The sequence below is a fragment of the uncultured Algibacter sp. genome (assembly GCF_947495675.1).
Classification (GTDB): Bacteria; Bacteroidota; Bacteroidia; order Flavobacteriales; family Flavobacteriaceae; genus Algibacter_B.
In genome coordinates, this window is sequence record NZ_CANLZX010000009.1 from 111724 (window position 1) to 134278 (window position 22555).

The 22555-nt window shown below is 31.5% G+C and carries 17 protein-coding genes; 13 read left to right on the forward strand and 4 right to left on the reverse strand.

Annotated elements, in window-relative coordinates; genetic code table 11:
- The first annotated feature begins 57 nt into the window (after window positions 1-57).
- From Q0842_RS08130 to Q0842_RS08140, 3 genes are all read left to right on the forward strand, one after another.
- Window positions 58-489, forward strand: a complete 432-nt coding sequence (locus tag Q0842_RS08130) for a hypothetical protein (protein ID WP_298496609.1) — start codon at window positions 58-60, stop codon at window positions 487-489.
- A gap of 152 nt (window positions 490-641) precedes the next feature.
- Window positions 642-2723: a mucoidy inhibitor MuiA family protein gene (locus Q0842_RS08135; protein ID WP_298496612.1), complete on the forward strand. Its 2082-nt coding sequence runs from the start codon at window positions 642-644 to the stop codon at window positions 2721-2723.
- A 166-nt stretch (window positions 2724-2889) separates the two neighbouring features.
- A complete protein-coding gene (locus Q0842_RS08140; protein ID WP_298496614.1) occupies window positions 2890-4029 on the forward strand; it encodes a DUF6090 family protein in 1140 nt (379 codons plus the stop codon).
- A gap of 83 nt (window positions 4030-4112) precedes the next feature.
- On the opposite strand, the gene Q0842_RS08145 is transcribed toward Q0842_RS08140, so the two are convergent.
- The 4 genes from Q0842_RS08145 to glmM form a co-directional block, all read right to left on the reverse strand.
- Window positions 4113-5273: a sulfurtransferase gene (locus Q0842_RS08145; protein ID WP_298496617.1), complete on the reverse strand. Its 1161-nt coding sequence runs from the start codon at window positions 5271-5273 to the stop codon at window positions 4113-4115.
- Window positions 5274-5303: 30 nt separating this feature from the next.
- The gene (locus Q0842_RS08150; protein WP_298496619.1) at window positions 5304-6629 is read right to left on the reverse strand and encodes a dicarboxylate/amino acid:cation symporter; all 1326 of its coding nucleotides are present in this window, start codon (window positions 6627-6629) and stop codon (window positions 5304-5306) included.
- Window positions 6630-6707: 78 nt separating this feature from the next.
- The gene (locus Q0842_RS08155; protein WP_298496623.1) at window positions 6708-8093 is read right to left on the reverse strand and encodes an aminotransferase class V-fold PLP-dependent enzyme; all 1386 of its coding nucleotides are present in this window, start codon (window positions 8091-8093) and stop codon (window positions 6708-6710) included.
- A 280-nt stretch (window positions 8094-8373) separates the two neighbouring features.
- Window positions 8374-9762, reverse strand: a complete 1389-nt coding sequence (gene glmM / locus Q0842_RS08160; RefSeq protein WP_298496626.1) for a phosphoglucosamine mutase — start codon at window positions 9760-9762, stop codon at window positions 8374-8376.
- Window positions 9763-9836: 74 nt separating this feature from the next.
- Here glmM and Q0842_RS08165 point away from each other — a divergent pair, with 74 nt between their 5' ends.
- The 10 genes from Q0842_RS08165 (at window position 9837) to Q0842_RS08210 (ending at window position 22450) form a co-directional block, all read left to right on the forward strand.
- The gene (locus Q0842_RS08165; RefSeq protein WP_298496628.1) at window positions 9837-10439 is read left to right on the forward strand and encodes an acyl carrier protein phosphodiesterase; all 603 of its coding nucleotides are present in this window, start codon (window positions 9837-9839) and stop codon (window positions 10437-10439) included.
- Window positions 10432-12129 (forward strand): gamma-glutamyltransferase, encoded by a 1698-nt coding sequence (gene ggt / locus Q0842_RS08170; RefSeq protein ID WP_298496630.1) that lies wholly within the window; start codon window positions 10432-10434, stop codon window positions 12127-12129. The genes Q0842_RS08165 and ggt overlap by 8 nt, the downstream gene beginning before the upstream one ends.
- Before the next feature lie 72 nt (window positions 12130-12201).
- Window positions 12202-12924 carry a hypothetical protein gene (locus Q0842_RS08175; protein ID WP_298496633.1) on the forward strand — a complete coding sequence of 241 codons (723 nt, stop codon included), beginning with the start codon at window positions 12202-12204 and terminating at the stop codon, window positions 12922-12924.
- Between the two features lie 124 nt (window positions 12925-13048).
- Entirely contained in the window at window positions 13049-13966 is a 918-nt protein-coding gene (locus tag Q0842_RS08180; protein WP_298496635.1) for a DUF5777 family beta-barrel protein, read from the forward strand.
- 7 nt (window positions 13967-13973) lie between these two features.
- A complete protein-coding gene (locus Q0842_RS08185; protein WP_298496637.1) occupies window positions 13974-14513 on the forward strand; it encodes a YceI family protein in 540 nt (179 codons plus the stop codon).
- A gap of 7 nt (window positions 14514-14520) precedes the next feature.
- Complete coding sequence (locus tag Q0842_RS08190; RefSeq protein WP_298496640.1) at window positions 14521-14916, forward strand: hypothetical protein; 396 nt, start codon at window positions 14521-14523, stop codon at window positions 14914-14916.
- 23 nt (window positions 14917-14939) lie between these two features.
- Window positions 14940-15752, forward strand: coding sequence for a hypothetical protein (locus Q0842_RS08195; RefSeq protein WP_298496643.1), 813 nt, complete (start codon window positions 14940-14942; stop codon window positions 15750-15752).
- Window positions 15753-15913: 161 nt separating this feature from the next.
- Entirely contained in the window at window positions 15914-18745 is a 2832-nt protein-coding gene (gene uvrA, locus Q0842_RS08200) for an excinuclease ABC subunit UvrA (RefSeq protein ID WP_298496644.1), read from the forward strand.
- 45 nt (window positions 18746-18790) lie between these two features.
- Window positions 18791-19480, forward strand: a complete 690-nt coding sequence (locus tag Q0842_RS08205; protein WP_298496647.1) for a TIGR00730 family Rossman fold protein — start codon at window positions 18791-18793, stop codon at window positions 19478-19480.
- A gap of 183 nt (window positions 19481-19663) precedes the next feature.
- The gene (locus Q0842_RS08210) at window positions 19664-22450 is read left to right on the forward strand and encodes a metalloprotease (protein ID WP_298496652.1); all 2787 of its coding nucleotides are present in this window, start codon (window positions 19664-19666) and stop codon (window positions 22448-22450) included.
- Window positions 22451-22555 lie beyond the last annotated feature (105 nt).

Genomic DNA, 22555 nt, shown 5'->3' on the forward strand with positions numbered 1-22555 from the left:
TATATATAAACAACGCAACCTTTAGTAAGTTACCTCATCTAAAAAGAAACATAAAACATGATAAAAAAAATAGCCTACTTTATAAGCATCATCTTCATAATTTCATGTAAATCAGATGATGGTATGCCAGATTGCTCTGCCGTTTTATGTGCAGAGCCTGCTATTAGCATTAATTTAATTGATACTGATACAAACCTAAACATCATATTACAAGATAATATTTCAAAAGAAATGGTTGTAATTAAAAACGCATCTAAAAATGAAATGCCATTTAGTATTATTGAATCCAATGGTTTTCTTTATGTTGAAAAACAAAATAGATTAGATAGTTTAGAAATTCAGATAAATTCTGAAATAGTTGCCACCATCTCATACGATACCACAGAACCAAATCCCGATGAATGTTGCGATTTTGGATCCCTTATAAATGTAGTTATAGATGGATTATCTTATACAATAGAAAATCATTTAGTTACCATTTATCTCTAACCTATAGGCTACTTCTTTATTTTAAAAATAGATTTTAAAAAGGCACTCAACCAAATGGCGAGTTAACTCATTAATAGGTAAAGCTTGCTCATTGTCTGTTTTATTTTTCTTGAATTGGTTATAGTTTTATTCGAAACTTAAAATAACTAATCATGAAACAGCTTTGTATTTTTTTTCTATGCTTCGCTTCTATAGCCTATGCAACCAATACCAATCCAACAAAATCTTCAGTTAAAGCGGTTACCGTTTTTGTTGATGGTGCACAAATTACACGATCTGCAACTATTACACTACCAGCAGGAACTACCGAGTTTTCGTTTACCAAACTATCACCACATATTCAAGAAAATAGCATTCAAATTTCAGGATTAAATGATGCCTCTATTTTATCAATAAATTATGCTATAAATCATCTTTCTAAGCTTGATAAATCTGAAACCATTGAAAATTTAAAAAACAAAATTGAAAATCTTAATGACGCCATTCGTATTGAAGAAGATATGATGTCTGGTTACGAAGAAGAACTCAATATCATTAAAGAAAACAGAAAACTTGGTAATGATAATCAAGTAGTAAGTCTAGATAAATTAAAACAGTTTGCAGCCTATTACAGAACCCGCATTACAGAGATTCACAAACTGATTCATAAATCGTTAAAAAACAAACGTGGGTATACCGAACAAATCAACGACATAAAAAAACAACTTCAAGAATTAAACGTTGATGAAAAAATTCAATCGGGCGAAATAAAAGCTAAATTCTATTCCAGCTCGAGCAAACAACTAAACTTGGTTATTAAATACAATGTAAACAACGCAGGTTGGTTTCCTATTTACGATTTAAAAGCCAAAGACATTAACAAACCGCTAGATTTGCATTACAAAGCACATGTTTATCAAAATACAGGTATTCGTTGGGATAATGTAAAGCTTACACTCTCTACAAACGACCCAAATACCAATAATTTAAAGCCAGAGATGCATCCTAAATACTTAAATTTTGTAAGCAGACATAGCAATTATAAATCTGAAAATGCCACCAAACGTTACGATTATAAACCCAACCCATTTGTTAAGCAGATAAGCGGTATCATAACAGATGCTAGCGGTTTGCCGTTGCCTGGTGCTAGTGTTGTTTTAAAAGGCACAAGTATAGGTACTTCATCAGACTTCGATGGGCATTTTTCTATAGAAGCTCAAGGTGCCGAACAACTTGAAGTATCGTATTTAGGTTATGTTTCAGAAATTATCCCAATTCATTCGAGCGTTATTAATATTAGCCTACAAGAAGATGTATCGCAACTAGATGAAGTGGTTGTGATTGGTTATGGCACGAGTGATGGTTCTAGCTATTCGGGAAGTGTATCATCTGTTTCAAGTACATCAAATATAAAAATAAGAGGTGCTGGTTCTATTAAATTTAAAGGCACGCCACTATATGTTATAGATGGAATTACTTCTACAGAAAACGCATTTAAAAAACTAGACGAAGATAGAATAGCCAATATAGATGTTCTTAAAGATGCCTCGGCTACAGCCATTTATGGCAGCAGAGCCTCGAATGGTGTTATTATTATAACCACAAAAAAAGGCAGTCTTACATCAAAAGGAGATGTTATAACAGAGGGTATTACCAATACTAATTTTGAAATACAAAAACTTACTACCGTAGAGAGCGATGGCAATATTACGGTTATAGATATTGATAAATACAGCGTACCTGCTAGCTTTTCATATTTTGCAGCACCTGTTATTAACGAAAACGTATTTTTAACAGCAAAAATTGGCAATTGGCAACAGTATAATTTATTACCAGGCGAAGTAAATATATACTTTGAAGATAGCTACTCGGGTATTACAACTATTAATCCGTATGCAATAACCGATAGTTTAACCGTATCCTTAGGTGTAGACCCCAATGTAGCAATTAAAAGAAAACCTATTAACAACTTTAAGAAAAACACCTTTATTGGCAATAATAAAGTATTGGAAAAAGGCTTTGAAATTGAACTAAAAAACAACAAACCAACTGCCATAGATATAGTAATTGTAGATAGAATTCCTATAAGCGAAAATAAAGATATTAAGGTAGATGCCATTGAAACAGGAACATCTGATTACGATGCTAAAAAAGGCATTTTAAAATGGAAAACGAACATATTGCCTAATAAAGCAAACACTTATAAGTTCTCATACACTCTTAAATACCCACGGTATAGAAATATTAATTTGTAGACTTTAATTTTTAGAATAGAAATAAGAAATGAAAGTTGACTTTGTGAGAAATATAAACTAAATTCGTTTAACGTCGGATATAAAACACATGTGCTGAACTTGTTTCAGTATTAAAGCGATCTCATATCCGCCTAAATTATACTTCATTATCACTAACCAATAGACAATGATAAAATTCTTTAGAAAAATTAGGCGAAATTTACTCTCAGAAGGAAAAACAGGAAAATATTTTAAATATGCCATTGGTGAAATTGTACTTGTGGTAATAGGTATTGTTATTGCGCTTCAAATAAATAATTGGAATGAAAAACGAAAGAGCGATAATATTTTAGAAAATTATTACCATCAAATAATAACGGAATTAGCTAAAGATTACAATAGAATTCACTATGATTTAAATGCCATAGAAGGAAATTACTTAACAACATACAATGAATTTGTAAAAAAATTACCAACTCAAAAAAGTCCTAAAGCAATAATATTAAGCTCTGAAAAACTTAATTACACAACTACTGCCTATACTAAATTTAACACCAATACTATAGAAACTTTGCAAGCTACAGGTGATATAAAGTTGATACCTACAGTAATAAGGAATAAACTCATTGAACTAAAAAATGACCAAGACAGGTCTTACAAAGCAAGTAATGATAATTATGATTATTTTTTAAAAGAAATAGGTAGAGCTACAGCCTTAGGGTACAATCCAAATCTTTTTCCACTTAATGGTTCAAATAAGGTGCCAGAGCAACTTTATAAAGATTTAAAGATAGAAGATAATTATTCGGAAATTGCTTTGATTATAGTGTCATCTTATTTTGCAAAAAACAAAGGAGAACTGGATACTTTTAGTAATTTAAAATCTATACAAGAAGATGCAAATAGTCTCTTTCTATTAATCAATGAAGAATTAGGTAATCCGTATAAGGATATTGAAAGGGTTACAAGTAAATATAAAACGTTGAATAAACTTTTAAACTCAGGTAAAACATCCGATGAAATCATTGCGGTAATAAAGGAACAAGACAGAGATAACCCAGAATATAACATTTCTGAACGCTATATAAACTCTTTAGGTTATTATTATTTGAATACACTAAAGCAGCAAGAAGATGCCTTAAAAATTTTTAAACTCAATATAGAATTGTACCCAGAGTCGTGGAATCCTTATGATAGCTATGGTGAATGCTTATTACTTATGGGAGATAAAGAACGTGCAATTAAAAACTATAAGAAGTCTTTAGTATTAAACCCAGATAACGAGAACGCTATTAAAGTACTTTCAGAACTCACTAAAGAAAATTAAAACATTTAGAGAATATAAAGTCTATAAAAAATTTGAATTGTCATTTTTTAAATAGATTCAAAAGATGCTATTTACCATGTTTATTAGTTTTCTTTAAGCATCTTTTTTAAATGGCTATAAATCATTTGTTCCATTGGGTCGTAATCGCCATCAACAAATGCCATGAGTTTAATATCGGCAAATAAATCGGCTAAATCATTACGGTAATAATTATGGCTTTTAACGGCCTCAATAATATTTTGTATGCTTTGGTAATCGTTATCTTTTTCAAATTGTTGGTTTACCCGGTTATAAATAGCCTTATCAACCCGACTTAAAATATAGTCTTTTTCTTTTCTAGATTCTCCCAAATCGGCATGAGACACGTACATTAAAATATAGGCAAGTAATTCCTCTTTTGTCCATGTACTTGGCTTTTCCATATCGCTTGTAACTAAACTGCCATACTCTGTCCAAGAACCATCGTAAACCGAAATGTTTTTATACCCCGAAAGTTCTGCTCCTAAAGCCAAAACGCAAGCGGTAATTCCAGAACCACAAGAAAATATAATAGGTTCATCCTGTTCGGCAACCATATAAAAGGCCTTTGCTAAGTCTTTTTTAGACTTTAATACCCCGTTATCTAATAAATCTGTAAAAGGTAAATTTATGGAGTTAGGTATGGTTCCCATACGCAAACCTGCTCTGGGTTCTGGCTCGATACAATTAAACCTACCTGAAGAACGCGCATCGATAATTTTGTGGGTATTGTTTTTTGATGCCTTTTCTATATCATTAAAAAATCGCATATAGTTTGGTTGCAAGTTTGCTATAAAATTGCCACTTTCACCTTGATATTCATGCATAGACTCGGTAAGGTATCTGGCTTTTTGCCATTCTGGAAATCCGCCATTTAAAACCGCTACATTATTATACCCAAAAGCTTTAAACAACCACCAAACACGCGCACTAGAATAAATACCTTTATCATCATAAACCACAATAGCACTATCTTGATTAATACCTAAAGCTCTGGCTTCTTTTTGAAACTGCGCTGTTGGAGGAAATGCACTAGGAAACGGATTTCTAAGATCGCTAAACTTCTTTTTAATTTCAAAAAGTCTGGCGTTAGGTATTTGTTGTGTAGTATTATCAAAAACCTTATTTATGGTGCCATCTAAAATAACAAGGTTGTTAGCATTAATATGTTCATGAAGCCATGCAACTGAAACAATTGGCGATGTTAAAGATATATTAGAATTCATTTGAATATTGTTTTAAAAATATAAATGGTATTATTTTACAGCTTCATAATTATCGTCCCATTCTTTAGGTTTTGGGTCGTGTAATTTATCTAAAGACTTAGCAACAATCATAGAGACCGTTGCATCTCCAGTTACGTTTACTACCGTTCTGCACATATCAAGTGGTCTATCGACTGCAAAAATAAGCGCTAGCCCTATAGGTAATAATTCTGCCGGAAAACCAATAGACTCTAAAACAATAACAAGCATAACCATTCCAGCACTTGGTACAGCAGCGCTTCCTATAGATGCCAATAAAGCGGTAAGCACAATTACTAATTGATTGGTAAATGTTAAACCTTCTGGCCAAATAACTTGCATAATAAATACCGCGGCAATGCCTTGATATAAACTGGTACCATCCATATTTACCGTTGCACCAACAGGTAATACAAAACCAGCAACTTCTTTATCGACTCCCAAATGCTCTTCTACACGCTCCATAGTTACCGGAAGTGTTGCCGCGCTACTACTTGTTGAGAATGCTAACAATTGCGCAGGGCTTATTTGTTGTAAAAACCACATAGGTGATTTTTTTGTGTACACACTTACTAATATTAAGTAGAAGCCAATCATTAATATGAGTCCGCCAATTACACAGAATGCATAATAAAGCAGTTTTATTAAAATCTCAACATCATCAAAAGCAATAATAACGTTAGCCAATAATGCAAATACCGCGTATGGAGCGAAAAGCATTATTAAATCTACCATTTTCATAACCACTTCATTTAAGGAATCGAAAAAATCTATTAATGGTTTTGCTTTTTTATCGCCAATAAGTAGTAAACATATGCCAACAAAAATGGCGAAAAATATAACTTGAAGCATAGACGCTTCGGCAAACGATTTAAAAATATTACTTGGAAAAATATCGACTAAGGCTTGTAATGGTCCTGCTTCTTTTTGAGCCGATGCTTTCATTAACTTATCGGTTACGCCAGCATCATTTTCATATTTAAGCTTAATTTTTTCGATGGTTTCTTGTGGCATACCATTTCCTGGTTTTACCACATTTACTATACTTAAACCAATAACAATAGCGACTAAAGTTGTAGCCACATAAATACCTATGGTACGCAAACCCATAGATTTTATTTTAGAAATATCTTTTAAATCTGAAATACCTTTTATTAACGATGCTAGAATTAAAGGCACAGCAATTAACTTAAGAAGATTTATAAATATGGTGCCAAAGGGCGCTATCCAATCGGCTACAAAGCCTTTTCCGCCATCAACAGAATTCATTATAAAACCAAAAATGATTCCTAGAACCATGCCTATAATAATCTTCCAATGTAATGCTAGTTTTTTCATTTGCTATTAAATATCGTTAGTCGAGAACAAGATAAGTATTTTTGATTTGTCTATGTAGTGTTATTAAATTGACTTTGTTTATAATGCCAACGCTGTTTTAAAAGATTTAACCGATTTAGAAATATCATCTTGTGTTGTAGCCCAAGAACAGACACTTACGCGCATTACTTTTTTACCAAACCAGACCGAACCTCCTAACCAACATTCTCTAAGCTCTTGAATGTTAGAAAGTACGCTTTCTGTTATACTATCGGAATCACACCTAACAATAACTTGATTAAAAACTATTTCATTCTCGACATAAAATCCTGGCACTTGGCTAATTTCTGTTGCGAATTGTTTTGCTCTTTCATGCATGGTTAAAATCATTTCGTCAATTCCATTTTTCCCAAGGTAACGCATAATAGCCCACAATTCTATTATTCTGGCTCTTCTAGACATTTCGGGTGTAAAAAACATACCATCTCTTTCTGCACTTTCTATAATATAACTTCCAGTCATGTGAAGCGCAGAACGTATTGCTTCTTTATCGGCACATAAAAGTATACCACTATCATATGGCGTATTTAATGTTTTATGTCCATCAACAGCCCAAGAATTTGCTTTTTCAATGCCTTTTGTTAAATGTTTTAATGATGCTACAGCTGCTGCCCATAAACCAAAAGCACCATCAATATGAATCCATGCATCAGCTTTTTTTGCTTTTTCGCAAATGACTTCAAAATTATCAAAAGCACCACTATTTACATTACCTGCTTGCAATATTAAAATGGTGTTTTTATCTAATTCTGGTATGGCTTCAGTAATTATTCTGCCTTGTTTATCTACTTCTACCCATTCAATATTTTCTTTTCCCAAGCCAAGTATGCCTATCGCTTTTAATACTGTTGAATGCGCTTGTTTACCAGTTACTACTCTTATTTTAGGTGCGTTTCTGAGTCCTTTTTCATTAACATTCCAATTATTTTTTTTAAGAATTCTATATCTAGCAGCAGCTAAGCCACATAAATTGGCGGCTGAGGTTCCGCTTACAAAACCAGCGGCTGTATTTTTAGGTAAATTAAAGATATCGATAAACCACTTTTCAACAACAGCTTCTAATTTACTACCTATTGGAGAAAGTACATTTAAAGCAGGTGCTTGATCCCAAAATGTACTTAAACTTTTTGCAGCCAAACCTACAGGCACAACACTACCACATACAAAGCCAAAATACCTACCTCCTAATGTGGCTGTAGTTGCTGGACTTCCGTATTGATTTAATTGTTTTAGTACGTTTTCGGCTTTTGATGTTTCTTTGGGTAAGGTTTCATCAAAATTTGATAAATCGTTTATGGCTTCTTCGGTTGGATATACATTTCTATCAAAAATACTTTCTAAATACTGAAAAGCATATTGTTGCGATTGTTCAAAAATATTTTTGTTTCTAATATCTTGAAACATGGTATCTTGTAATTTGCTCATTGCTTTTGTTTTAGATTAAATGATTCTAACAAATATATGGAATAACTAAACTTATATAGATAAAATGGCATCTCTTGATGACATTGATGTATTAGTATAAATAAGGAACCATAGCAGATAATTTAGCCCCGATTGAAGTGGCATCCTTTTTAAAACCTTATTAAAACTGAAATTTTGCTAGTTATTTGAACAAACAAAAAACCACGTTACTTACTTTTTAGTAATAACGTGGTTTTAAAAAGATATAACGGAAAGCGGGAAATAGCTTCTTATAAAAAGCTTAAATTCCAGCAATCTCGCTTATTTCGGCAATAAATTTATCTCCTAATGCATCGGCTTCTTCCTGCGATTTTGCTTCGGTGTAAATTCTAATAATAGGTTCTGTATTACTTTTTCGTAGGTGTACCCAACTTTCGGAAAAATCGATTTTTACACCATCTATTGTAGTTAACTGCTCGTTTTGGTAACGCTCTTCCATGGTTTTTAAAATACCATCAACATCTAAACCGGGTGTTAATTGAATTTTATTTTTACCCATAAAATAACTTGGATAGGTTTTTCTAAGCGCACTTACGCTTATTTTTTTATCGGCTAAAAGGCTTAAAAATAAGGCCACACCAACTAAGGCATCGCGCCCGTAATGTGCTTCTGGGTAAATAATACCGCCGTTACCCTCGCCGCCAATTACAACCTTATTCTTTTTCATGAGTTTTACAACATTTACCTCGCCAACTGCACTAGCCTCGTAAGTACCACCATGTTTTTCGGTAACATCGCGTAAGGCTCTTGTAGAACTCATATTACTTACCGTGTTTCCTGGGGTTCTGCTTAATACATAATCTGCACAGGCAACAAGTGTATATTCTTCGCCAAACATGTCTCCGTTTTCGTCCATAAAGGCTAAACGGTCTACGTCTGGATCGACTACAATACCAAAATCGGCATTGTGTTTTTTAACCTCGGCAGATAAATCTGTTAAATGTTCTTTTAATGGCTCTGGGTTGTGTGGAAAATGGCCATTTGGCTCACAATACAATTTAATAACATCGACTCCTAATCGCTCTAAAAGCAACGGTATAGCAATGCCTCCGGTTGAGTTCACACCATCTACAACAACTTTAAAACGGGCTTCTTCAATGGCTTTTACATTTACCAAATCTAAATCTAGAACCTCTATTATATGTAAATCTATATAGGCTTTATTTTTTGTGATTTTCCCAAGGCTATCAACATCGGCAAAGGTCATATTATCACTTTCAGCAATATCAAGAATTTTTGCACCTTCAACAGCATCTAAAAACTCTCCTTTTTGGTTTAATAACTTTAAGGCATTCCATTGTTTTGGGTTATGGCTTGCTGTTAAAATAATACCACCATCGGCATGTTCCATAGGTACTGCAACTTCAACAGTTGGTGTTGTAGACAAACCTACATCTACCACATCAATACCCAAACCTATTAAGGTATTCATTACTAAATTTTGAATCATTTTTCCAGAAATACGAGCATCTCTACCAACCACAACTTTGTAGTTTTCTTTTTCGCGTTGTTGCTTTAACCAAACGCCATAAGCAGATGCAAATTTTACAGCATCTATAGGGGTTAGGTTCTCTCCTACTTGTCCGCCAATAGTACCTCTAATTCCTGAAATTGATTTTATAAGTGTCATATCTATTTTTATTAAAAAACAAATATAGTATTTCAAAATCGGATTTCTTAAAACGGAATTCGTAAATTTCAGCAATGAACTATTTAGCACACATTTATTTATCTGGAGATAATGACTTAATAACTATTGGAAATTTTATTGCTGATGGCATAAAAGGAAAAAGTTATAAAAAATATTCTACTAATATTCAAATAGGAATATTATTGCACCGGCATATTGACTCTTACACAGATGCTCACAAAACATTTAGACTTAGCACTAAACGTCTTCATAAAAAATACGGTCACTATTCGGGTGTTATTGTAGACATTCTTTACGATCACTTTCTAGCTAAAAACTGGGATAGGTATAGCGACATTCCTTTAAATGAATATATTGAAAAATTTTATGATTCTTTAGAAGCTAATTATGATATTTTACCAGTAAGAATTCAGAAAATGATGCCATATATGCTAACAGATAATTGGCTTTTAAGTTATGCATCCATAGATGGTATCTCTAGAGTTTTAGATGGAATGAATAGGCGTACAAAAAACCGTTCTAGCATGAATGAAGCCATTGTTGAGCTTGAAACTTTTTACTCTGAGTTTGAAAATGAATTTTCAGCTTTTTTTGATGAACTTATCATGTCTTCAAAGAAAAAGCTAGAAACCTTAAAACAAGAATTATATGATTAAACACTTATTAAAAATTATCATATTATTATGTTTTTTTATTTCATGTAAAAAAGCAGATAAGACCACAGTTACCACAAAGGGATTAATTACAAAAAATGCCATGGTGGTTTCTGCTCGAGCTGAAGCTTCTATAATTGGAAATGATATTTTAAAAAAAGGTGGCAATGCATTTGATGCTATGTGTGCCACACAATTAGCTTTAGCGGTTGCCTACCCTTTTGCAGGTAATATTGGTGGTGGTGGCTTTATGGTGTATAGAAAAGCTGATGGTAATATTGGATCTATCGATTTTAGAGAAAAAGCACCAATGCTTGCAACTAAAGATATGTATTTAGATGAAAACGGTGATGTTATTACAGACAAAAGCACCTTAGGAGCTATGGCTGTAGGGGTTCCTGGAACTATAGCAGGTGTTTTTGAAGTGCATGAAAAACTAGGCTCTTTACCTATAGAAGATATTATAAATCCTGTTATAAAATTAGCCAATAAAGGTATTGTTGTAACCAAAAAACAAGAAAAAACAATTAAAAAATATCAACCACTTTTTCGTAAAGTGAATAAAGACTCAATAATATTTGACAAACAATGGAAAGCAAACGAAATTATTAAATTTTCTGTATTAGCCAATACATTAAAACGCATTTTAAAACATGGTAGAAATGAATTTTACAAAGGAGAAACTGCCAAAACACTAGTTAAGTTCATACAAGATAATGGTGGTATTGTAACTGAAGATGATTTAGCTAAATATGAAGCCAAATGGAGAAAACCTGTAACGTTTACCTATGATGATTTAAAAATTATATCTATGGCACCACCTTCAAGTGGAGGTGTTTGTTTAGCGCAAATAATGAAAATGTTAGAACCCTTTAATTTAGATAAATATGGGCATAATTCATTAAAAACTATTCAAACTATTACCGAAGCAGAAAGACGCGCTTATGCCGATAGATCATTTTATTTAGGCGATCCAGATTTTGTTAACATCCCTATAGAAACTTTAATAAAAAAAGAATATTTAAATGGTAGAATGTCCGATTTTACATTCGAAAAAGCGACACCATCAAGTAAGGTGTCTCATGGGAATATTCAAATAATTGAAAGCGACGAAACTACACATTTCTCGATTATAGACCAATTTGGTAATGCCATTGCTGTTACAACTACTTTAAATGGTGCTTATGGTTCAAAACTTTATTGCTCAGAACTTGGATTCTTTTTAAACAATGAAATGGACGATTTTAGTAGTAAACCAGGTGTTCCAAATATGTTTGGACTTATTGGTGCTGAAGCTAATAAAATAGCTCCTGAAAAACGCATGCTTAGTTCTATGACACCAACTATTGTTGAAAAAAACAATAAACTATATATGACACTAGGCACTCCAGGAGGTTCTACCATAATTACATCGGTTTTACAAACTATTTTGAATGTTCATGAGTTTAAAATGAGTATGCAAGAAGCCGTAAATGCACCTCGTTTTCATCATCAATGGTTACCAGATGAAATTAGAATGGAACCTAATTCATTTAATAGAAATTTAATAAAAAACCTCGAAGTATTAGGGTACACTATTAACGAAAAAGATTCTCCAGTAATTGGCAAAGTCGACGGAATACTTGTTTTAGATGATAACACGTATGAAGGTGGTGCCGATTATCGAGGAGATGATACAGCTATCGGTTTTTAGCCTTTTTCTTTTTATAAACCATTCTTGTTTAATAATTTAGTCTATTACAAACCCTAAATACAAACCCGTTATATGGCGGTTAAACCTAAAAAAACATTAAAAATAATAGTAGGTGTCATCATTTTTTTGACGCTACCAAGTATATTATTTTTTGGATTCTTATACTTTAAATACAATGAGGAATTACCTACTGGTATTCAAAGTGAGCAAGCCGATGCTTTAGCTTATAAAATGCTAGATGCTCTAGATTACGAAGCTTATAAAGCAACCCAACATATTGAATGGACCTTTAAAAAAAGACACCATTACGAGTGGGATAAAGTTAATAATACATGCAATGTTTATTGGAGAGAAAACAAAGTAGTTCTAGACTTAAACGACACTTCAAAAAGTAAAGTGTACATACATAACTTTAAAAATGAAAGTGACATGGCTCAAGAGTTAATCGATAAAGCCATAACCTACTTTAATAATGATTCCTTTTGGTTAGTAGCACCCTACAAAGTTTTTGATACTGGTGTAGAGCGCAGACTCGTTAAAACAGATGATAATAAAGAGGCACTTTTAGTTACATATACCTCAGGTGGTTCTACTCCCGGTGACTCCTATTTATGGTTACTCGACGATAATGGAAAACCAACAGCCTTTAAAATGTGGACTTCTATTTTGCCTATTGATGGTTTAGAAGCCTCGTGGAGCGATTGGACAACCACAGAAAGTGGCGCACAATTACCTACATTTCATAAACTTTTGGTTTTAGGTTTAGAGATTAATGATGTAAAAACTCCAAATTAATTTACTTATAAAATTGGAGTTTACCCTTAAAAATACAAACACTCAAAAATTCTAATTATAAATAAATATACTCCTATGAAATGTAGTTTCATTTATTATATTTGCGATTAATTTTTTTCCCAGCATGCAATTAAAAGCACCTATTTTAATACTATTTTTAGTCCCTTTTTATTTACTATCCCAAACCAAACCTCAAGAAGAAAATTACGACTCTTTATTTGATGATCTTGATAATATCACTATAAGAGAAAACAAAGAAGTTATTGCTACTTTTAAATCTACAAGATTAATATTAGGACAATCTACTGAGCGTGTAAAAGAAAACCAGTTGCATTTTAGAATTTCTCATGTTTTTGGCAAAATAAAGGGCATTGATAATTTTTTTGGATTGGACAATATAAACAATATGAATATTAGTTTTGAATACGGTCTTAACGACTTTATTCAATTAGGTTTAGCAAGATCTAATAAACCTGATAAAACCTACTCCTCATCTGTAAAGTTAAGTTTATTAAGACAAAAGTATGGCGAACAAGCATTTCCGTTTTCACTTAGTTATTATGGCGGCTTAGATATTAAATCTAGAAAATATTTTCCTGAAGAGCGCAATCAAAACTTTAACGGAAGATTAGACTACATAAATCAACTTTTAATAAGCAGAAAATTTTCAGAAAAATTATCATTACAATTATCACCAACTTGGGTACATAGAAACTTAACCGAAACCGTTAAAGATCCTAACTCTATAATTTCAATAGGTATTGGTGGGCGCTATTTAATTTCGGGTTCTACATCTATAAATATTGAATATTTTGACACTCTAAACACTTTTGATTCTTATAAATTAAATAAAAACACATTATCCATTGGGTTCGATATAGAAACCGGAGGACATGTTTTTCAACTATACTTTACTAATGCTTTCGCTTTACATCCAGGTAAATTTGCTATTAACCAAAGTGGTGATTTCTTTAATCGAGAAATTAATTTTGGATTTAGCCTACTACGAGAATTTTCAATCTCAAAAAAAAACAAACAATAAAACAAATATGAAAAATTTTTCCCTATTAGTATTATTACTAACTTTTAACATCATTTTCGCTCAAGACAAACTTATTACCAGAACCGCTAAGGCTTCCTTTTTTTCGGAAACTCCAGTAGAAAATATTTATGCCGAAAACAATCAAGCAGCGAGTATCTTATTATTACCAAAAAAAACAGTTGCTTTTAATGTACTTTTAAAGTCCTTCAAATTCGAAAAAGCATTAATGGAAGAACATTTTAATGAAAAATATGTGCATTCTGAAAAATATCCTGCTGCCAAGTTTAAAGGTACTTTTAATGAAGATATTGATTTAACAGAAGCTAAAACATACGAAAACGTTGAAATTAAGGGCCAAATGATTTTCCATGGTGTTACAAAACCTTTAAATACTATCGCAGAAATTATAGTTAATTCAGACAAAACGGTAAACTTAAAATCAAAATTCCCTATTAATCTTGAAGCTTTTAATATAGAGGTCCCTGCATTAGTAAAAGATAAAATTGCCCCAGAAATTGAGGTGGTTATAGATGCTACTTACAAATAAACAAGAGATGAAACGCGCCATTATCACTTTAAGTGTTGTTATAATAGCTACACTTTGTTATGCTAGATATCAATACAACAAACCAAAGCAAGATGTTTTATCAACTAACTCCGATTATTCTTTTTCGGCTATTGAACTAATTGAAAAATTCAATCAAGATGAAAATGTAAGTACGGTATTTTTTGATAAAATAATTACAGTTTCCGGAAAAATTAGTCTTATCGAAAAAGGTACGAATACCTCAATTTTAATTTTAAACGATGGTATAAAATGTGAAATCGATAATAGCGATCCACAACAAAACTTAACAGAAGGCATGAATATTATAATCAAAGGGATTTTTAGTGGTTATGATGATATGTTTAACGAAATAGCTTTAGTAAAATGTGTTATAATAGAATAATTTTTTTAATCTTAATATTTCAATTGTGTTTATTCTCTGCCTGTACCAGTAACCATGCAGAAGAATTATACCCTACTAATGATACTGAGGCAAAGCTTTATTATGAGACTACATTAAAACCTGTTATAGACACCAAGTGTATTTCATGTCATGTTTATCATACAGAAGGAGCTAATCGCTATGACTCCTACGAGAAAACTAAATCGAATATTTCGCAAATGTTAGAGCGCATTAATGCTACCACTAATATTGTTATGCCTCCAGCAGATCAAGAACAACTATCTACAGAGGAAAAAAACAGTTTTAAAACGTTTTTAAACATATTACAATCAGATTCTCCTCAAGATGACAATCCTATTAAGGTGAATTGGACGGCTTACAAATATCCAGATTTCGACAATAGAGCTGGTGTTAGCGGGACTTTTGACTCTGTAATAAGTTATAACCTAAATGATAGCGCAGTAAACCTTATAGACCTATTAAACGGCGCTAATGTGCTTATAGATGCAAGCTCTGTTAATGTTGGAAATGAAACTGAACGCACTCAAAATGTTGCCAGTTTTTTCAATGCTTTCACTTCTCAAATTTCTGGTATTGTAGATAACTATAACGAAGAAAATGCCTGGATAACTTTTAGCATGAATGGTATTTCTCAACAAGTTGTATTGGATGTTATTCTAGAGTCCAATAAAATTATACTTAATGGGAAAATACCCGATTTAAATGTATTTAATTGGGAAAACGCTTATAACGTATTTAATACCATTTGCGGAGAATATCATGAAAATAAACTATGGGAAGATGTTAAAATTTCGATAGAAATATCGAATATTTAAACAATACTCTTTTTTTGAAAATTTCGATTTTAAAGATGGCTATCAAATAATACTCATGTTTTTTTACACCCATACATTTTAAATAGAATTTAACAAAACTACACCTTAACCCCACTTCTTTTTTAATCGCAAAAAGTGTAACTTCGCAACTTTGCCAATTTATGAGTCAATTCACAGATTTTATCGAAGTTAAAGGAGCACGCGTACACAATCTTAAAAACATTGATGTATCCATACCACGCGAAAAACTTGTAGTTATTACGGGTTTATCTGGTAGTGGAAAATCTTCTCTGGCTTTTGATACTATTTATGCCGAAGGACAACGTCGTTACATTGAAACATTCTCTGCTTATGCCAGACAATTTTTAGGAGGATTAGAACGTCCAGATGTAGATAAAATTGATGGACTCTCTCCTGTTATTGCTATTGAGCAAAAAACAACTAGTAAATCGCCACGTTCTACAGTAGGTACTATTACTGAGATTTACGATTTTATGAGACTATTATTTGCACGTGCTAGTGATGCGTACAGTTATAACACGGGCAAAAAAATGGTAAGCTATAGCGACGAGCAAATTAAAGAGCTTATTATAAAAGATTTTAAAGGTAAGCGCATTAATATATTATCGCCTGTAGTACGTTCTAGAAAAGGACATTACCGCGAACTATTCGAACAAATAGCAAAACAAGGCTTTGTAAAAGTAAGAACCGATGGCGATATTCGTGATATTGTAAAAGGGATGAAATTAGACCGCTACAAGAATCATGATATTGAAATTGTTATTGACAGATTAGTTATAAATGATGAAGTTGATAATGACAAACGCCTTACCGAAACCATTAACACAGCCATGTATCATGGTGAAGATGTGCTTTTAGTTATAGACCAAGACACCAACGAAACACGCTATTTTAGTAGAAGTTTAATGTGCCCTACTTCCGGTATTTCATACCCAAACCCAGAACCAAATAACTTTTCGTTCAATTCGCCTAAAGGCGCATGCTCTAATTGTAATGGTATTGGTTCGCTTTATCAAATTAACGAGGCTAAAATTATTCCAGACGACTCTTTATCTATTAAAGCTGGGGCATTAGCACCACATGGTCCGCAAAAAAGTAGTTGGATTTTTAAACAACTCGAAACTATTGCTCAACGTTTCGATTTTAAATTAACCGATGCTTATAAAGATATACCTGAAGAAGCTAAACAAATAATCCTTTATGGTGGAAATGATAAATTTTCAGTAGAAAGTAAAACTCTAGGCGTAACACGTAATTATAAAATAGATTTTGAAGGGGTCGCTAATTTTATAGAAAATCAATATAAAACGGCCGAATCTAGATCTTTAAAACGTTGGGCTAAAGAGTACATGGACAAAGTTGAATGTCCTGTATGTGATGGTTCTCGCTTAAAAAAAGAATCGCTTTACTTCAAAATAAACGACAAAAACATAGCAGAACTTGCAAATACAGATATAGTTGAGCTTGCCGAATGGTTTAGTACTTTAAACGAAACACTTTCAGAAAAACAATTAAAAATTGGAGAAGAAGTTATTAAAGAAATAAAATCTAGAATTCAGTTTTTACTCGATGTTGGCTTAGATTATTTATCCTTAAACCGTAGCTCAAAATCTTTATCTGGTGGCGAAGCACAACGCATTAGGTTAGCAACACAAATAGGTTCACAACTTGTTGGAGTGCTTTATATTCTTGACGAACCAAGTATTGGTTTACACCAGCGCGATAACGAAAAATTAATAAATTCTTTAATATCACTTCGCGATATTGGTAATTCAGTAATCGTAGTCGAACATGATAAAGACATGATTGAGCGTGCAGATTATGTAATAGATATTGGTCCAAAAGCTGGAAAATATGGTGGAGAAATTATAAGTATTGGCAATCCTGATGAACTTAAAACACATGATACACTTACTGCAGACTATCTAAACGGTAAAAAAGAAATTGAAGTCCCTAAAAAACGTAGAAAAGGAAACGGTAAATTTTTAGAACTTAAAGGCTGTACAGGGAATAACTTAAAAAATGTTTCGGTTAAATTCCCACTAGCAAAAATGATAGGTGTTACTGGTGTTTCCGGTAGTGGAAAATCTACATTAATTAACGAAACCCTCTACCCTATTTTAAATGCATATTATTTTAACGGTGTTAAAAAACCAATGCCATATAAAAGCATTAAGGGCTTAAAACATATTGATAAAGTTATTGACATTAACCAATCTCCTATTGGAAGAACACCAAGAAGTAATCCTGCAACTTATACAGGTACATTTGGGGAAATTAGAGCTTTGTTTGCAAAAATACCAGAAGCCATGATTCGTGGTTACAAACCTGGTCGATTTAGTTTTAATGTTAAAGGTGGCCGATGCGAAACCTGTCAAGGTGGTGGTTTACGGGTTATTGAAATGAATTTTCTTCCAGATGTGTATGTAGAATGCGAAACCTGCCAAGGCAAACGCTTTAACCGTGAAACTTTAGAAATTCGCTATAAAGGAAAAAACATTAGTGATGTTTTAAACATGACCATGAATGAAGCTGTAGAATTCTTTGAGCATATACCTAAAATACATAAAAAACTAAAAACCATTAAAGATGTTGGATTAGGTTACATAACACTTGGACAACAAAGCACAACCCTTTCTGGTGGTGAAGCACAACGAATAAAATTAGCTACCGAACTTTCAAAAAGAGATACTGGTAACACATTTTATATATTAGACGAACCCACAACAGGATTACATTTTGAAGATATAAGAGTTTTAATGATTGTACTTAATAAACTTGCAGATAAAGGAAACACAGTACTTATTATAGAACACAATCTTGATGTAATAAAAACAGTAGATCACATTATTGATATTGGCTACGAAGGCGGAAAAGGTGGTGGTCAAATAATTGTTGAAGGAACCCCAGAAGACATTATAAAACACAAAAAAAGTTATACAGCTAAGTTCCTTAAAAAAGAATTAAATTAGCCGGTTAGCATCATTTAAAAAAAATATATTATATAAAAATAAATTATGAGAAAAGAAAAACACCATAAAGGCTGGAATGAAATTAAAACTAATGATTCTTGGGCCATTTTTAAAATAATGGGCGAGTTTGTTAATGGTTTTGAAAAAATGAGTAAAATAGGACCTTGTGTTTCTATTTTTGGTTCAGCAAGAACAAAACCAGACCATAAATATTACAAATTAGCAGAAAGTATTGCTAAAAAGATTGTAGAAGCTGGTTATGGCGTTATTACAGGTGGTGGTCCTGGTATAATGGAAGCTGGAAACAAAGGTGCGCATTTAGGAGGTGGAACTTCAGTTGGTTTAAATATTGATTTACCATTTGAACAGCATGACAATCCATACATTGACAATGATAAGAGTTTAGATTTTGATTACTTTTTTGTTAGAAAAGTTATGTTTGTTAAATACTCGCAGGGTTTTGTAGTAATGCCAGGTGGTTTTGGAACCTTAGATGAACTTTTTGAAGCAATTACGCTTATTCAGACTAACAAAATAGGTAAATTCCCTATTATACTTGTAGGTACAGATTTCTGGGAAGGTATTATGGATTGGGTAAAAAAGACACTTTTAAATGACTTTGGAAATATTAGTGAAAAAGATTTAGACCTTATTCACTTAGTAGATACCGAAGATGAAGTTATTCATATTCTTGATAGTTTCTACAAAGAATCTGGTTACAGTCCTAATTTTTAAAGAATCACATTTTTTTTTCATTCTATCATATAATTAATTATGCTAGCATAATAACCGCTAAGTCAAGTTATAAGCCATCATATTTTATTATATTGCGTCGCCTTACATGAATATATTAACCTTTAATGCTATTGAAAATTGAAATTTCACCATTTTAATTGTATTATTTTACTATTAATTTGTTTGACTAGTTTTAGTCAAAACAAAATTGATGTTAAGGCTATTTTTGATATTGAAAATAAACAAATAAAGATATCTCAAACTATTCATTATCAAAACACTACAAATAACGAATTAAAGACTATCTATCTTAACGATTGGAATAACAGTTATTCAACAAAAAAAACACCTTTAGCTATTCGTATTGCTGATGAGTATAACAACGATTTTCATCTTGCTAAAAATGAAGATAGAGGCTATTCAGTAATAACTTCTATTAAACAAAATGATAAAGATTTAGTTTTTACGCAATTAAAAGATCAAATTGATATTCTTAAAGTCGATTTATTTGAACCTTTAAAACCTAAAGAGTCATATACCATACATTTAGAGTATATAGCAAAAATACCAAATGCTAAATTTACAAGTTATGGAATTACTGATGACGGTGAAATAAATTTAAGATATTGGTATATAACACCCGCTATTTACGATGGAGAATGGCACTATTATAGCAATAAAAATTTAGATGATTTATTTATACCTAAATCAAACATAACTTTAGAAATTGAGCATCCTAATGGCTATGCATTAACTTCAGAATTAGATATAATTAACACTAAGCAACTTACTAACAAACAAATAGTTACCCTAAAAGGAAATAATCGAATTAATAATAAACTATTTTTAAACAAAGCGTCTAATTTTAAAACGATTCAAGATGAAGATTTTTCAATTATCTCAAACATAAATGACCAAGGTCTTGAAGTCATTGAAAAAGTATTAATTACCGAAAAGGTTAAAGATTTTATTTTTAATAATTTTGGTAATTATCCTCATAAAAAACTCCTTTTAACTCAAATTGATTATGATAAAGACCCTATTTATGGGTTAAATTTTTTACCAAGTTTTATAAAACCATACCCAAAAAGTTTTCAATACGAGCTTCAATTTCTAAAAATAGCTTTACACAATTATTTAGAAAACACGCTTTTAATAAATCCAAGAAAGGAACACTGGTTAATTGATGGTATTCAGATTTATTATTTAATGAAATATGTTGATGAGCATTACCCAAATATGAAATTTTTAGGGACAATAGCCAATTTTTGGGGCGTAAGATCATTTCATGCTGCAGACATGAAGTTTAATGATAAATATGTACTATCATATATGTTAATGGCACGAACCAATAGGGACCAACCATTAACTATGGCTAAAGATTCTTTATTAAAGTTTAATAAAAATATAGCTAATAAATTTAAAGCTGGAGTTGGTTTAAAATATTTAGATGATTTTGTAAATCAAGATATTGTAGAGAATAGTATAGAATCATTTTTAAAAGTTAATAAATTAGAACAAACAACTGCAAAAGATTTTGAAAGCTTTATAAAATCTAAAACAGATAAGGATATAGATTGGTTTTTTGAAGATTACTTAAAAACACGCAAAAAAATAGACTTTAAAATTAAAAAAGTTAATAAAACCGAAGATTCAATTACACTTACTATAAAGAATAAAAGCAAAAATAACATGCCTGTTTCTTTGTATACTCTCAATAATGATAGTATCATTTCAAAAATGTGGATTGAAAATATAAATGAAAGCAAAACAATTACAATTCCTAGGTTAGATGCTAATAAGCTTGTACTAAACTATAATAACACGATTCCAGAATTTAATTTAAGAGATAACTGGAAATCATTAAAAGGTTTCTTTTTCAACAACAAACCCTTACAATTTAGGGTATTTCAAGATGTTGAAGACCCTTACTATAACCAAGTGTTTTTTATGCCCATAGCAGAGTTTAACAATATTTATGATGGTATTACATTAGGTGCAAAAGTTTATAATAAAACGGTATTAAGAAAATTATTTAATTACAAAATCGCACCTCGTTACTCCTTAAAATCAAGATCTATAACAGGCGCAGCTTCCATTTTTAAAAGTCATTACATACAAAATAGCAATTTGTATACCATACATTATGGCATTGCAGCTAGCTATAACTCTTTTGCAGAAAATTTATTTGTGAGACAAATAACACCTTCAATTCAGTTGCTTTTTAGAGAAAATGACGATTTTAGGTCAAATAAAAGACAATGGTTAAGTATTAGGCACGTAAATATTCATAGAGATAAAGATGTGAATAATATTTTAACTTCTAACGAACCAAATTATAGTGTGTTTAATATACGGTATGTTAATTCAAATGATAATTTGATTAAATTCAGTAAATGGTATTCAGATTTTCAAATTGGAGAAAAATTTAGTAAAATATCTTTAAATTATGAGTTTAGAAGATTATTTGAAAGTAATAGACAATTAAACATTAGAGCTTTTGCAGGAACCTTTTTAGGCAATAAAACAAATCCAGATTCTAATTTTTTTAGTTTTGCTTTAGACAGACCTACAGATTATTTATTCGATTACAATTACTTAGGGCGTTCTGAAGCTTCAGGAATTTTTAGTCAACAATATATTGAAGCAGAAGGCGGATTTAAATCAAAATTAAAAACACCGTTTGCTAATCAATGGATAACCACATTAAATGCTAGTACAACATTATGGAAATACATTCTAGCCTATGGCGATATAGGTTTAGTAAAAAATAAGTTTCGTGCTCCAAATTTTGTTTATGATTCTGGTATTCGAATTAATTTAGTAACAGATTATTTTGAAATATATCTTCCTATTTATTCAAATTTAGGTTGGGAAATTGGTCAGCCTAACTACGACCAAAAAATACGTTTTAAATTTACTGCAGATCCTCAAGCACTTTTAGGACTATTTAGAAGACGTTGGTATTAAAAGCTTTTGTTTAAAAAATAATCATAAAAAAGCAATTAGTATTGCATATTATTTATTTTTTTGTTAATTATTCTTTAAATTTTAAGAATTTAATAACTTTTTAAC